The 13,978-nt window shown below is 60.8% G+C and carries 14 protein-coding genes; 4 read left to right on the top strand and 10 right to left on the bottom strand.

Features of this window, described 5'->3' with window-relative positions:
- Positions 1 to 7: 7 nt before the first annotated feature.
- From phzG to BLU46_RS30765, 7 genes are read right to left on the bottom strand one after another with little or no spacing between them, the layout of a single operon-like run.
- Positions 8 to 676 (bottom strand): phenazine biosynthesis FMN-dependent oxidase PhzG, encoded by a 669-nt coding sequence (gene phzG, locus BLU46_RS30795; protein ID WP_063029642.1) that lies wholly within the window; start codon positions 674 to 676, stop codon positions 8 to 10.
- The gene (locus BLU46_RS30790) at positions 673 to 1,509 is read right to left on the bottom strand and encodes a PhzF family phenazine biosynthesis protein (RefSeq protein ID WP_063029640.1); all 837 of its coding nucleotides are present in this window, start codon (positions 1,507 to 1,509) and stop codon (positions 673 to 675) included. The genes phzG and BLU46_RS30790 overlap by 4 nt, the downstream gene beginning before the upstream one ends.
- Before the next feature lie 2 nt (positions 1,510 to 1,511).
- A complete protein-coding gene (locus BLU46_RS30785) occupies positions 1,512 to 3,401 on the bottom strand; it encodes an anthranilate synthase family protein (RefSeq protein ID WP_374106801.1) in 1,890 nt (629 codons plus the stop codon).
- A 20-nt stretch (positions 3,402 to 3,421) separates the two neighbouring features.
- Complete coding sequence (locus BLU46_RS30780; protein ID WP_093209460.1) at positions 3,422 to 4,045, bottom strand: isochorismatase family protein; 624 nt, start codon at positions 4,043 to 4,045, stop codon at positions 3,422 to 3,424.
- A 15-nt stretch (positions 4,046 to 4,060) separates the two neighbouring features.
- The gene (locus tag BLU46_RS30775; protein WP_063029634.1) at positions 4,061 to 5,263 is read right to left on the bottom strand and encodes a 3-deoxy-7-phosphoheptulonate synthase; all 1,203 of its coding nucleotides are present in this window, start codon (positions 5,261 to 5,263) and stop codon (positions 4,061 to 4,063) included.
- 23 nt (positions 5,264 to 5,286) lie between these two features.
- Positions 5,287 to 5,778: a PhzA/PhzB family protein gene (locus BLU46_RS30770; protein WP_063029632.1), complete on the bottom strand. Its 492-nt coding sequence runs from the start codon at positions 5,776 to 5,778 to the stop codon at positions 5,287 to 5,289.
- 25 nt (positions 5,779 to 5,803) lie between these two features.
- On the bottom strand, positions 5,804 to 6,295 hold the full coding sequence (locus BLU46_RS30765; protein ID WP_093209457.1) for a PhzA/PhzB family protein: 492 nt from the start codon (positions 6,293 to 6,295) through the stop codon (positions 5,804 to 5,806).
- A gap of 432 nt (positions 6,296 to 6,727) precedes the next feature.
- Between BLU46_RS30765 and BLU46_RS30760 the strand changes: the two genes are divergently transcribed.
- Positions 6,728 to 7,453: an autoinducer binding domain-containing protein gene (locus BLU46_RS30760; protein ID WP_063029628.1), complete on the top strand. Its 726-nt coding sequence runs from the start codon at positions 6,728 to 6,730 to the stop codon at positions 7,451 to 7,453.
- Between the two features lie 48 nt (positions 7,454 to 7,501).
- Here BLU46_RS30760 and BLU46_RS30755 read toward each other — a convergent pair whose 3' ends face one another.
- Positions 7,502 to 8,092 (bottom strand): acyl-homoserine-lactone synthase, encoded by a 591-nt coding sequence (locus BLU46_RS30755; RefSeq protein ID WP_093209454.1) that lies wholly within the window; start codon positions 8,090 to 8,092, stop codon positions 7,502 to 7,504.
- Positions 8,093 to 8,217: 125 nt separating this feature from the next.
- Positions 8,218 to 9,411, bottom strand: a complete 1,194-nt coding sequence (locus BLU46_RS30750; RefSeq protein ID WP_063029623.1) for a DUF2252 family protein — start codon at positions 9,409 to 9,411, stop codon at positions 8,218 to 8,220.
- A 224-nt stretch (positions 9,412 to 9,635) separates the two neighbouring features.
- Between BLU46_RS30750 and BLU46_RS30745 the strand changes: the two genes are divergently transcribed.
- The 3 genes from BLU46_RS30745 to BLU46_RS30735 all read left to right on the top strand — a co-directional run bounded on the left by BLU46_RS30745 (position 9,636) and on the right by BLU46_RS30735 (position 13,045).
- A complete protein-coding gene (locus BLU46_RS30745) occupies positions 9,636 to 10,898 on the top strand; it encodes an aspartate aminotransferase family protein (RefSeq protein WP_063029621.1) in 1,263 nt (420 codons plus the stop codon).
- Positions 10,895 to 12,397 carry an APC family permease gene (locus BLU46_RS30740; protein WP_093209452.1) on the top strand — a complete coding sequence of 501 codons (1,503 nt, stop codon included), beginning with the start codon at positions 10,895 to 10,897 and terminating at the stop codon, positions 12,395 to 12,397. Before BLU46_RS30745 ends, BLU46_RS30740 begins: the two co-directional genes overlap by 4 nt.
- 72 nt (positions 12,398 to 12,469) lie before the next feature.
- Positions 12,470 to 13,045, top strand: coding sequence for a DUF1349 domain-containing protein (locus tag BLU46_RS30735; protein ID WP_093209449.1), 576 nt, complete (start codon positions 12,470 to 12,472; stop codon positions 13,043 to 13,045).
- Here the strand turns inward: BLU46_RS30735 and BLU46_RS30730 are convergent, their stop codons facing one another.
- Positions 13,046 to 13,939, bottom strand: coding sequence for a LysR family transcriptional regulator (locus BLU46_RS30730; RefSeq protein ID WP_063029615.1), 894 nt, complete (start codon positions 13,937 to 13,939; stop codon positions 13,046 to 13,048).
- Between the last annotated feature and the right edge of the window lie 39 nt (positions 13,940 to 13,978).

Raw genomic sequence — 13,978 nt, 5'->3', positions numbered from 1 at the left:
CTGCTACTCAGGGCTGCAAACGTCGCACTCTCCAGCCCGTATCACTGCGGTCATACCGCAACCGCTCATGCAGCCGTTCCTGCCCATTCCCCCAAAACTCCAGGGATTCCAGTCGCAACTCAAATACACAATACCCCTCGGGACGCGGCAGCGGGCCTTGAACATCAGCCAGCTCCCTGGCGGCATCGCGCATGGCCTGCACATCTTCCAGCTCTTCACTCTGGCGCGACACCGACGACATCGGATGCGTGGCATACGGGCGCTTGAGCCACGCCTCATCCGCCTTGGCATCCGGCAAGCGCACGGCCTGGCCATTGAGGATGATCTGCTGACTGGTTTCGCGCCAATACAGCACACCCGAAGCCCAGGGGTTGTGGGTCAGTTCACGGCCTTTCTGGCTGCCGGCATGGGTGCTGAACAGCAACCCCGTGTCACTGATCTCACTGATGACCACGATCCGTGTCGAGGGCCGGCCCTGGCTGTCGGCGGTGGCCAGCGCCAGCGCCTTGGGTTCGCGGATGCCCACCCGTCGTGCACGCTCCAGCCAGTTGCGCAGCACGCCCATGGGGTCGGCGGGCAGGGTCTGGTACTCGGGGAACGGGGCATCCAGCGTGCCGGTGAGGGATTCCGACATGCCTTTACCCAACAGCGGTTTGCCTTGTACTGAACTGTTCATAAAACGATGGTCCCCCGTCCGAACGTGACGCCATTCCCCGATACTTCGACGCGTGTCAGTTGATCGGCGCGGCCCTCCGCCCTGGCAAACATCAGTGAAGGGCGGCCGATTTCCACGCCCTGCAAAATCTCCACCTGCTGGCCGAACTCGACCTGGCCATGGCGCGCCAGGTGAATCGCCAGTGGCCCGGCAGCGGAGCCGGTGGCCGCATCCTCGACCACACCATAAGCCGGTGAGAACATCCGGCTGCGCCAGCGCCGTCCCGCGCCGGCAAAACAGTTGATGGCCATGTCGTGGAAGCTGGACAGCGCACGATGGTCTGGGTGCAGGGCCGACAAGGCCTCGATACTCGGCAGACCAACAAACACATGGCGCGGGCCGTTGTGATAGATCTCGATGGGAAAGGTCGATTCACTGATGCCCAAGGCCTTGAGCAATTCGGCGTCGCGGCCCAGGGCCGTCCAGGTCGGTATGGGCTGGTCCATGCTGGCGGCGATCACGCTGCCGTTCTGACGCTCCAGTTCAAAAGCGATGGTGCCCATCTGGGTTTCCAGGTACAGCCGGTGATTATCGGTGTGCGCGCCCAGGGCAATGGCCGTACCCAGTAACGGATGGCCGGCAAAGGGCAGTTCGTTGACCGGGGTGAAAATCCGGATCAGCGCATCACCACCGTTACGTGGCTTGAGCACGAAGGTGGTTTCCGACAGGTTCATCTCTCGGGCGATACGTTGCATTTGCGCGGCCGGCAGATCATCGGCGTCAAAAAACACCGCGACCGGATTGCCTTCCAGCGGGACGCTGGCAAAGGCGTCGATGATGACGTACTTGTGCATGGTTATCTCCCGGCGGCCGAAACGCTGCTGTCGACAGGTGTATGGATGAGCGCGTGCCGCAGCAGGTCGGCGATGATGCGGGGGCCTTCCTGGGTCAGCAGCGACTCGGCATGAAACTGCATGGAGGCAAACGACGGCCCACGCAGGGCATGCACCTCGCCGGTCTCGCTGTCGCGACTGATCTCGACAGTACCGATGCCGTTGATGTCCAGGCGGTCACTTGAACTCTGGGCTGCGAAGGTGTTGTAGAAACCCACCCGCTCGGCGTTGCCGAACAGGTCGATTTGCTTTTGCACGCCCTGGTTGGGTATGGCCTTGCGTTGCAGCTCCAGGCCCAGGCACAGGCTCAACACCTGATGACTCAGGCACACCGCAAGGAACGGCCGCTGCTGGCTGAGCAAGGAGCGGATGGCCACGTGCAAATGGTCGATTTTCGGCAGTTGGACATCGCTCGGGTTGCCAGGGCCAGGGCCCATGATCACCAGGTCGTAGCCGTCGAAACTGTACTCGTCACTGAAGCTGCACACCGTCACCACCAGGCCCAGGGCCCGCAACTGCTTGGCGATCATCGAGGTGAAGGTGTCTTCGGCGTCGACAATCAGCACCCGGCGCCCATTGAAGTCAGCCTGGGTCTGTTGCCGCTGCTGGCTGTCCATCAACCAGAAGTCCGAGACGTAGGCATTGCGGCTGGCCAATGCGGCGCGCACCTGCAGGTGGTTGCCAAAGCGCGAGGGTGCCTGGTTTTTCAGGGCGGCAATCAGGCCGGCGGCCTTGGCCCGGCTTTCAGCAGCTTCGGTCATCGGCTCGGAGTGACGCACGATGGTCGAGCCCACACTGATCCGCACCTGGCCGCGGTTGTCGATGTCGGCGGTGCGAATCAGGATCGCCGAGTCCAGGGAGCGCCCGCCTTTGCCATCGCTGCCGATCAACGCGGCCATGCCGCTGTAGTACGCCCGGCCTTGCGGCTCATAACGCTGGATCACCCGGCAGGCGCTTTCCAGCGGGCTGCCGGTGACGGTCGGGGCGAACAGGGTTTCCCGCAGGATTTCGCGCACATCGCGACGGGTCTTGCCTTCGATGAAGTACTCGGTGTGGGCCAGGTGCGTCATTTCCTTGAGGTAAGGACCGAGGACGTGGCCGCCATCCTCACAAATGCGCGCCATCATTTTCAGCTCTTCGTCGACCACCATGTACAGCTCATCGGCCTCCTTGCGGTCGGCCAGGAAGTCCATGACTTCCGTCAGGCTCGGGCCGGCAGGCGGGTAGCGGTAAGTGCCACTGATGGGGTTCATCACCGCCAGCCCATCCTTGACACTGATGTGGCGCTCGGGAGATGCCCCCACAAAGGTGCGGCTGCCGGTGTGGATGATAAACGTCCAATAGACCCCTTTCTCCCGCACCAGCAGATGACGAAAGAACGACAGCGCACTGGCCGGGCCGTACTCGCTGATCTCCGCCAGAAAGGTGCGTTTGATCACGAAGTTGGCGCCCTCCCCTGAGCCGATTTCATTGGCGATCACCTGGCTGACGATCTCGGCATAGCTTGCGTCGCTGAGGTCGAAGCGTTCGCTGTTCAACTGGATCGGCACGTTGGGCAGCAACTCCAGCAACTGTTCGATGCCGATGGATTGCTGCTCGGTAATGTTCATCGCCAGCAGCGGTGACTGATCGTCCACCGCCTCGAAGCCGCGTTCGGCAATCTGGCGGTAGGGAATCAGCGTCAGTACATCCAGGCGAGGAGCGCCGATCGAGGGCACAGGCAAGTCGATATCGGCCAGGACCTGTGGCTCCGACATCTCGCCAATCAGCACATCCAGCAGCCCGGGGCCGCTGGATTCCGGACGATACAACAGGGCAAACGGCTCGGGCGCCGGTTGCAGGATGCGCTCCATGAGGCGGGCGGCGGCTTGGCTCATAGCACCACCTCGTCGGTGGTGATGACCATGGCACAGCGGCTGGCGGCGTATTCGATGGCCATCCAGTGGTGCTCCTTGCTGAAGTCGGCGATTGCGTCGGCAACGAGGAAGGGCTGGATGTCGTTGGAGTAGGCATCCACCGTGGAAATCAGTACACCGACATGGGCATACACCCCACACAGGATCAACTGGTCGCGCTCGGTGGCGCGCATGCGTTCCAGCAGGTCGGAGTGGAAAAACGCACTGTAGCGCCACTTGGTCAGCAACCAGTCACCGGGCTTGGGCGTCAGGGCGTCGACCACCTCGCGGTCGGTGGGGCTGGCCTTCATGCCGGGGCCCCAGAAGTCTTTGAGCAACCCGCGCTGCTCCTCGCTCATGCTGCCGGGCTGGGCGGTGTAGGCCACCGGCACGCCGTGGTCGACAGCCCACTGACGAATGCGCGCGGAATTACCCACGACGGCTTCACGCAAGGCATCCGGCAAAGGCCGCAGGAAGTAGCGCTGCATGTCATGCACCAACAGCACGGCGCGCTCGGGGTCGATGCGCCATTGCGCGAGGTTGACGGGCAGGTCGCGGGAAGTAGGCAGGGCGTAAGGGACAATCGATGGAATGCCGGTCATGGCGACAAACTCCAGTCAAAGGGAAGCATGGGTGGAGGAAGGCAGGTTTTTCCAGGCCATCACCGCAGTAATGGCTTGCCAGGGGTTCAGGCGTGGGTCGCACAGGCTTTTGTAGTGGCTGGCAACCTGGCTCAGGCCGGCGGCATCGGAGGCGCACTCGCTGACGTCATCGGGGGTGGTTTCCAGGTGCAGGCCGGCAGCCACGCCACCGGCCGAGGTCACGGCATGCTTGAAGGCGGTGATTTCCTCGGTGATGGTCTGCACCATGCGGGTCTTGTTGCCGCAGGGCGCGACGATGGTGTTGCCGTGCATCGGGTCGCTGAGCCAGATGATCTTGTGGCCAGCCAGGCGCACCGCTTCAACCAGCGGCGGCAGGCGATCGGCGACCTTGTGGGCGCCCATGCGGGCAATCAGGGTCAGCCGACCGGGTTCGCGCCTGGGGTCCAGGCGTTCGCACAGGCTCAGTATCTGGTCGTGGGTGATGTCCGGGCCGACCTTGCAGGCCACCGGGTTGAGCACTTCGCTGAGCAGGGCCACGTGAGCGCCGGTCAACTGACGGGTACGCTCGCCGATCCACGGCCAGTGGGTTGAACCGAGAAATACCCGGCCCTGTTCGTCCTGGCGTACTTGCGGCAATTCGTAGTCGAGCACCAGCATCTCATGGCTGGTCCAGGCGGGAGAGCCGCTGAGCTGTTCCTTGCCGGCCGGTTCTTTCCAGCCCAGGTGTTGCATGATGTCCTGCGCGGCGCGATAGCCGCGAACCAGGCGTTGCGCATCATGCTGGCGATGGCCGCAGACCGCCTCGCGGCCGTTGACCATGTCACCGCGATACACCGGCAACTCGACATCGCCGATGCGTTCGCTGTTGTTGGAACGCGGCTTGGCAAACTGCCCGGCAATCCGCCCTACCCGCACCACCGGTTGCTGGGTCACCAGCCGGAACGCTCCGGCGAGGATGTCCAGCACCGCAGCTTTGCGGGCCACATGGCCGGCAGCGCTTTCATCCATGTCCTCAGCGCAGTCACCGGACTGGATGATCATCGCTTCGCCGGCCGCGACCCTGGCCAAGGTGGCACGCAAGACCAGGATGTCTTCGACGCGAATCAGTGACGCGCTGTCCCTGAGGTAGGCCTGCGCGTCATGCAATTGTGAGGGTTCGCTCCATTGAGGCTGCTGGAACGCTTCACAACTTAGAACCCGTTTCAGTAAGTCTTCCATGATGCGATCACTCTCCCAAAGGATTATGTAGGAATGCCTTCACGCTTGATCTGCGGTACTGGAATGCCCAGGGCGCGCAGTTGTTGAAAGACGTTCATGAACTCGCGATTGCGTTTTACCTTGCCGTCTTCCAGCTCGAAAGAATGCAGGAAGTGGTTCTCGTAATACCCTTCCGGGTAACCCGGAAAGAGGATCTTGCCGTGACCATCGCACTCGACCCAAATATGATTGGGGTCATCGGTTTCAAATACTTTTACGTTGTACCACTCCCAATCCGGGAAGCACTTGAGCGACCAAACAGCATGTTCGGCCAACTTGGCTTTGCCACTGATGACAATGGGCGCGCCGGTATCCGTGGTCCATAAACCACCCGAGCCGTCTTCGGTAAACAACTCATGGCGGCGCAGGCGGTCCTGACCTTTGGTACGCATGTATTGCTCGACCGTGGCGCGGTTCTTGCGGCGAAGTTCAGTGGTGTCACTTGCGGTTAGTTGTCGCACGGCATTAGTAGGCATGTTCACTCTCCAATGTTCAGGGGGCTTATGAGGCGGGAATACCTTCACGTTTGATTTTTGGCACGGGAATGCCCAGCGCGCGAAGTTGCTCGAAGGGGTTCATGAACTCACGGTTCTGCGTGATCTTGCCGTTGTCCAGTTCGAAGGAATGGATGTAATGGTTTTCGCAATAACCTTCCGGATAACCGGGCACCCGGGTTTTGCCACGGCCGTCGCTTTCCACCCAGAAGTGGTTGGGATTGTCGGTTTCAAACACCCGGACGTTATGAAACTGCCAGTCTGGAAAGCACTTTTCCAGCCATACCCCAAGGGCGGCGAGTTTGGCATGGCCCTTGAATACAAGGGGTTCGCCGGTTTCTGTGTTCCAGGAGCCGCCACTGCCATTGGGAGTGAACAACTCATGACGCCGCAGGCGATCTTTGCCATGGGTTCGCATGTACTGTTCGACGGTGGCCCGATTTTTTCGGCGAAGTTCAAGCTGATCATTAAAGCCACTAGCGGAAAGCGAAGTAGGCATGGGCAGCGTTCTCCTTAGTTGAATTGATTTTTTGGAAATCAAGTAAATATTTAGTTAATTGCGTACGACGGCATTTACAGATTTTAACTTTTGCGCCTTCGTGGTTGTGTTGCGGGGTGTTGTTTATACACCTGCTTTTCTTGAGGTTGGAACTACCAGATCTTGTAGGGCTCGGGTGAAAGTAAACGGACTGAGATTCGTCGGATGGACTGTTGCATTATTATGAATCGCAAGGCGCATTCGTCGACCGAGCGTCGGCAATGGCCAACCAGCATCGTCAGGCTATCAATGGCCTATGGCTAGTTAGTTGAGTTAGACATAAGAAATCTAGTGCTAGCGCGAAGGCGTCTATGACCGCGCAGTTTTGTGTGTTGACATGAGTTCAGGTTGGTCTAGTCTCACGACTCGTTTCCAACTTTTAAGGTGTTCAAAATGGAATTAGGACAGCTGTTGGGATGGGATGCGTATTTTTACAGTATCTTTGCGCAAACCATGAATATGCAGGAATTTACTGCTGTCGCGTTGCAGGCTTTACGTGAACTACGGTTTGATTTTTTTGCCTATGGCATGTGCAGCGCGACGCCGTTCATGCGCCCCAAGACCTATATGTACAGCAATTATCCCGAGGACTGGATACGGCGATATCAGGCAGCCAACTACGCGACGATCGACCCCACGGTGAAACACAGCAAAGTCTCGTCGGCCCCCATTTTGTGGAGCAATGAGCTATTCCGGAGTTGCCCGCACCTGTGGTCTGAAGCCAACGACTCGAATCTCTGCCACGGCCTGGCACAACCTTCATTCAGCACCCAGGGGCGCGTCGGGGTGTTGAGCCTGGCGCGCAAGGACAACGTCATCAGCCTTCAAGAGTTCGAAGCATTGAAGCCAGTGACCAAAGCGTTTGCCGCCGCAGCCCACGAGAAAATCTCCGAGCTGGAGAGTGACGTTCGTGTGTTCAACACGGATGTGGAATTCAGTGGGCGGGAGTGTGATGTGCTGCGCTGGACCGCAGACGGCAAGACCTCGGAGGAAATTGGCGTGATCATGGGCGTGTGCACCGACACCGTGAATTACCATCACCGCAACATCCAGCGCAAAATCGGCGCCAGCAACCGCGTGCAAGCCGTGTCTTACGCCGTTGCGCTGGGCTATATCTGAGGTTCGTCGATAATCGCCGAGTCGATCAATCGGACGACTCGGCGTGTTTCAAGCGGTCTGTTTCAATAATGCGCCGGACATGAAGGCTGACGGTGGGCAAGCACCGCGGTGGTGTTCACGGTGAGCCGAGAGTTTGATGGCGAGGATTTTTTCGTCTTCGTGCATGGTGACCGGCCCCAGTCGTTCGTAGTTGACCCCGTTGATTTTGTAATAGCGCTCCATCGTGCTGTTGACGATTCCGACGATGGCATCGGCGCCCGCCAGGCTGGCGGTCTTGAGGCTTTTCCAGAACAACGGCATGGCCAATTGCGGTTCGCGGGTGGTGAAGCGTGTCATTTCCCAGATGGCCGGATGCTTGGGCGGTGTCCCTGCGCAGGTATGGCTGAAAACGCCCTCCAGCAGGTTGGGGAGTGTGGTGGGTATCAGGCGGGCGCAGCCGATGATTGCGCAGTGCTCGTTGAACGCCAGCACGTAGCGGGCGTGCTCGGTATCGTATTGATCCCATTCACAACCGGCCTGGTGCGGATGGACAGGCAGTCGCCATCCGAGTTTCTCGACGAATTGTTCGTGCCGAAAGCGGCCTAGCATGAGTTTAAGTTCGTCGCTCATTTCGCTCAGCGTGTGCTCTTCCATGTGCATGGCTGGGAGTTCCTTGGGGCTGGGGGAAGTGCGGTTTTTTATAGAGGACTTGGTCAGCCTTGGCACCTACAAGATCTTGTAGGGTGAGTTGGCATGACCTTCGCCGCTCAACGCCCGCCCGCTGATCAGCGTCTGGCCTGTTCCAGCGCGTACTGCCGGCAGTGGTTGAGATACCCTTCCTCATGGTTCCCCACCAACTGCACCACACTGGTCCATAACCACGACGGCGCATCCAGCTGCTTCGACCGGTTCTCCTGCAACACCGCCATCCAGTCCTTGCGCGTATCCCGGTCCATCTGCCGTGCATGCGCCACGCCGACCACCCGCGCCAGGTACCCGGCCGCGTGCATTGCATCAATCTCGCTCAACTCATCCAGTTCCAGCTTCATGTCCTGGGGCAACAACTCGCGGATAAAAAAACCGTGATCCAGAAACCGCGTCGCCAGCATCCGTTCCCCCAACGCCGGTGACAGGTGCCTGGCGCCCTCCACCACTCGCCGGCCATTATCCCGGGGCATCTTCGCCCGTGCCGCCCGCGGCGCTGCAGCCCCTACCGCTTCCTTGATATCGAGCAGGCAGTATTCCTGATCGTCCTGGTCCCCTACCCCCAACAACACCGCATACCGCAACAACCCGAGGGAGCTGCAACCCTTGACCCAGTACGCCGAGTCCAGCAGCTCAACCTCGTCATCGTTGGATCGGCCTTTGAGCGAAGTCACCAACCGGTGGATTTCATCCGAAGCGCACAACGTCTCAAGCGCTGACTTTTCCGCCCGGGACAACGACCAGAAATGCTTGCCCAACGGAATCGTCGGCCGGGTGTTTTCGATACGTTCGCGGGCCAGGTTCTTCCAGGTGCGCTCCACCGCACTGCGCATCCCGGCCTTGACCTGGGACGGACGCGGTGGTGCCTCGTCGGGCTTGTCCTTAAACGCCTGCGCGTAGCCCACCATCATCTCTTCAAGCATGCGGGCGGTGGTCACCCCCGGCAGGTCCGAACCCCGGGCAGCCGTAGCCAGGGACAGCGCCAGGCGCACCAGGTCATGGGCCGGGTTGCCGATCACTGCCTGGTCAAGGTCGCGGATATGCATGTCGATCCGGCCCTTGGTATCGCCCGTGGGCCCGAGGTTACCGGCGTGGCAGTCGCCGCAGATCCAGATCGCCGGCCCGTGGGGCAAGCGCCGGCCGCGCTGGCTGTGCAGCCACTCATAAAACTGAACCGTACTGCCCCGCACATAAGCGTGGGCGGAGCGCGCCATCTTCAGGTTGCGCAGTTGCGTGAGGTGGGGCATTCGCGAAGAGGGACGCGGAATTTTCATAGAGGTACTCGTCGTGGAGATACGGTAGAGGCTGGCCCGCGACAAATGTTTCATTTTGTTTCAGCGGATTTTATTAATAAGCCACACCAATCAATCCCACTGCAATCGGTCTTTCTATTCCTCCCGTCCCCAGGGCTAGCATCGGGTCAACTCGATGCAGCGAGTCACAACCCTAACTGCACACATCCCCAAACACTGCCGCCCTAACAAAAGAGATAAAGCAGATGAATGAAGTGATGAACACCGCACCCGCCAAGATCAACCTGGTCAAGGCCAGAGGTTCGCTGGTATGGGACGATCAGGGCAAGGAATACATCGACTGTACCGCCCAGGCCTGGTCAAACAACCTGGGGGCCAATGACCCTCGGGTGGTGGAAGCCGCCGTCGCACAATTGCGCGAAATGACCCACATCCGCCCCAATTTTGGTTCACCGGCCCACACCCGGCTGGTGAAGAAGCTGCGGGAAGTCTCCCCAGGTTCCCTCAACCAAATGGGCTTCGCCCTGCATGGCAGCCTCGCCGGTGAAATGGCGATGAAACTGGCCTTCAAGAACCGCCCCGGCGCGCAAAACCTGCTGGTGCTGCAAGACGGCTACCATGGCCGCTCCCTGGCCACCCTCGGTGCCAGTTGGCCGCATCCGAACAACCCGTTCCTGGCAATTCAACCGCGCTTTACTCGCGTGCCGCATCCCAACCCGTACCGCACGCGCCTGGGCATGGATCCGGAAACCGAGTCGCAGCTGTGCCTCGGCCTGCTGGAAGAAACCATCCTCAAAGGCGTCGACGGTGGCGTGGCCGCGGTGATGATGGAACCGATCCAGGGCAATGGCGGGCACATCGAATTTCCCCGTTCCTACTACAAGGGCGTACGCGAGATCTGCGACCGCCTCGGCGTGTTGCTGATTTTTGATGAAGTGCAAACCGGTTTCGGGCGCATGGGCACTATGTTCGCTGCGGACTATTACGACGTGCTGCCGGACATCATCGTGTTCGGCAAAGGTGTCGGCGGCGGCTTCCCGCTGGCCGGGATCCTCGCCGACGACAAGCTCAAATGGTTCGACGAAGGTGAAGAAGCCCTGACCTTCGGCCACTTCCCGGTCTCGCTGGCTGCCGGCTATGCCGCGGTGGAAGCCATCGTCGCCGACAACCTCTGCGAAAAAGCCCGGGACTCCGGCGACTACATCACCGCCCGCCTCAAGGAGATGCAAACCCGCCACCCGCTGATCGGCGACGTGCGCTGCCCAGGGCTGATGGCGTCCATCGAACTGGTCAGGGACCGCACCACCAAGGAACCGGCCTGCCGGGAATCCCAGGAGGTGTATCGTCTTGGGGTGGAGCGCGGCGTATTGTTTGGCGAAAGCCGTTATGCCGGTTTGGGCAACCTGATCAAGGTCAAGCCTGCGCTGGATATCGAACGCCCGTTGCTGGCCAAGGCCCTCGACGTGCTGGACGAGGTGATCGGCATCATCGAGGAGCAACGGCCATGAGCACATTCGTTGAAAACACCGTGACCGCCCCGCCGAATGCCCAGGCCCCGCTGTCCAGCGACGACGCCGACCTCGCCAGCCTCGGCTACGAGCAAAAAATGCACCGCACCATGAGCTCGTTCACCTCGTTTGCCCTGGCCTTTTCCATGGTCTCGATCAACACCGGCGTGGTCACGCTGTTCGCCGACCCGTTCAACCGCGTCGGGGGCATCGGCATCCTCCTGTGGCTGTTGGTGATCCCGCTGGTGTGCTGCATCGTCATGGTCTACTGCCACCTGGCCGGGCGCATTCCGCTCACCGGCTACGCCTACCAATGGTCCAGCCGGTTGGCGGGCAATCACTTCGGCTGGTTTACCGGCTGGGTGGCGTTCACCTCGTTTGTCGCCGGTACAGCCGCCACCTCGGCGGCCATCGGCACGGTGTTCGCACCGGAGATCTGGGCCAACCCGACACAGGGTCAGATCCAGGGCCTGAGCATCGGCGCCACGCTGGTGGTGGGCTTGCTGAATATCTGCGGGATTCGCCTGGCCACCCGGATCAATGACATCGGCGCGATCATCGAAATCATCGGCACGGTACTGCTGGCGATTGCGTTGTTCTTCGGGGTGTTTTTCTTCTTCGAGCACACCCAGGGCGTTGCGATCCTGACCTCCGCGCAACCAGTGAGCGGCGGCACGCTCAGCTTCACCACCATCGCCCTCGCCACCTTGCTGCCCGTCTCGGTACTGCTGGGTTGGGAAGGCGCCGCCGACCTGTCCGAAGAAACCAAGGACCCACGCCGCGCCGCGCCCCGGGCGATGATTCGTGCGGTGCTGGTGTCCAGCGTACTGGGCTTCGTGGTGTTCGCCTTACTGAGCATCGCGATCCCGGGCTCGGTCGGCGAACTGCTCAGCCACAGCGAAAACCCGGTGATCAATATCGTGCGCCTGCAACTGGGCAATGCCGCCGGCGTGGGCATGATCGTGATCGCTTTCGCCTCGATCCTCGCCTGCCTGATCGCCAACATGGCGGTGGCCACGCGCATGACCTTCGCCCTGTCCCGGGACAACATGCTGCCGGGCTCCAAGGTGCTGGCGAAGATCAACCCGCACTTCGGCACGCCGGTCGCCGCCATCGTGCTGATCACCGCCATCGCCGTGCTGCTGAACCTGGCGAGTGGCGGGTTTGTCACGGCGATCTACTCGATGGTCGGCCTGACCTACTACTGCACTTACCTGCTGACGCTGATTGCCGCGTACCTGGCCTATAAAAACGGCCGGATGCCGGGGGCGCCTGCGGGCGTGTTCAGCCTGGGCCGCTGGTTGCTGCCGATGATTATCCTCGGCGGCCTGTGGGCCATCGCGGTGATCCTGACCCTGAGCGTGCCGGAAGAAAGCCACACTGGCGCTATTACTACCGGGGTTACACTCGGCGTGGGCGTGTTGTGGTGGTTGTTTTCACTGCGCACGCGCCTTAACAATGGCACCGCCGGGCCGAGCGGCAAATTGCTCGACCTCTAGCCGCTGATTGCAGCCAAAAGACAAAACCCCGAACACCGGGGTTTTGTCTTGTCACCTCCAAGGAGCTTCCCGATGTTTGAACAGGCCAGCTGGCTCAATCAACCCCAGCATTGGCGCCGAGAAGGCGAGCGACTCAAGGTCCGCACCGATGCCAGTACCGATTTCTGGCGTGAAACCCACTATGGTTTTGTGCGCGACAACGGGCATTTCCTGTTTGTTGAAACCGACGGCGACTTTACCGCCCAAGTCAAAATCCACAGTGAGTTTACCCACCTGTATGACCAGGCCGGGTTGATGGTGCGGGTGGATGAAGCGCATTGGGTGAAGATCGGTGCGGAACTGTCCGACGGTGTGACGCTGTTGAGCAGCGTATTGACTGATGGCGTGTCGGACTGGGCCACCGGGGTGTTCCCAGGGAATCCCGAAGCGTTCTGGATTCGCGTCACGGTGGCCAAGGGCGTGTTGCGTGTGCAGGTGTCGGTGGATGGCGTGAGCTGGCCGTTAGTGCGCCTGGCGCCGTTCCCCGTGGCTGCGTCGTATCAGGTGGGGCCTTATTGCTGCACGCCGGAACGTGGCGGGCTGGAGGTGGAGTTTTCCGAACTGCAGGTGGGTGCACCCAACGGCAAATCCCTGCATGACCTGTCCTGACTAACGCCGGCTGCTCGCCACTTCCATCGCCAACTCGGCAAAGTTGCGCGCCGCCACACTCGGTTGCGGCGGCAACGCCACTGCCACTTCACACATCGGCATATCGCTGATCACCGGGAACGCCAGGCCGGGCCTCGCATAAAAACGTGCAGTGGACAGCGCGGTGATACTGATCCCTCGCTCCGACGCCACCGCCTGCAACTCGGTCTCCACCGTCGAAGCTTCATGGACGATCCGCGCCGGCTGGCCATTGCGGTACGCGTCGGCGGTCCAGAAACTGCGCCACACACCCACCCCCGGCGCGGCAATAATCGGCTCTTCCAACACGTCGTAGATGCTTACGCTGCTCTCCCCGGCCAGCCGATGACTGGACGCCAGGCACGCCACGCAGGGTTCGGTCACCAGGGTGTGCAACTCGATGTCGGCCAGGCCCAGTGGCGGGCGCAGCACCGAGACATCCATGCCCTCGTCGATCCCGGCATGGGGCGAACCGAAGTCATACTCGCGCACCACCAATTCGATCTCCGGGTAGCGCTTGGCGAACACACTGAGGATCTGTGGCATCAGGTCCACACCGGCGCCGATCAGGAAACCAATATTCAAGGAACCGCGCACCCCGCGCGCATGTTCCTGGGCGGTGCGTACCAGGCGGCTTACGCCATTGACGATATCCCGCGCTTCTACCAGCAAGGCCAGGCCCGCCTCGGTCAATGCCACGTTGCGGGTGTTGCGTTGGAACAGTTGTACGTCCAGCAGCGCCTCAAACTGGCGGATAGTCTGGGACAGCGCCGGTTGCGAGACATGCAGGCGGGTCGCGGCACGCACGAAGCTGAGTTCCTCGGCCACCACCACGAAGGCCTTGAGTTGACGGATGTCCACGCCGGAAGTTTGCATTGCAGCCTCTTATGATCAGTGGGCAGACCGAGTGGGAGA

Source organism: Pseudomonas yamanorum, from assembly GCF_900105735.1.
GTDB classification, from domain to species: domain Bacteria; phylum Pseudomonadota; class Gammaproteobacteria; order Pseudomonadales; family Pseudomonadaceae; genus Aquipseudomonas; species Aquipseudomonas yamanorum.
This window is presented reverse-complemented; position numbering and strand designations above follow the sequence as displayed.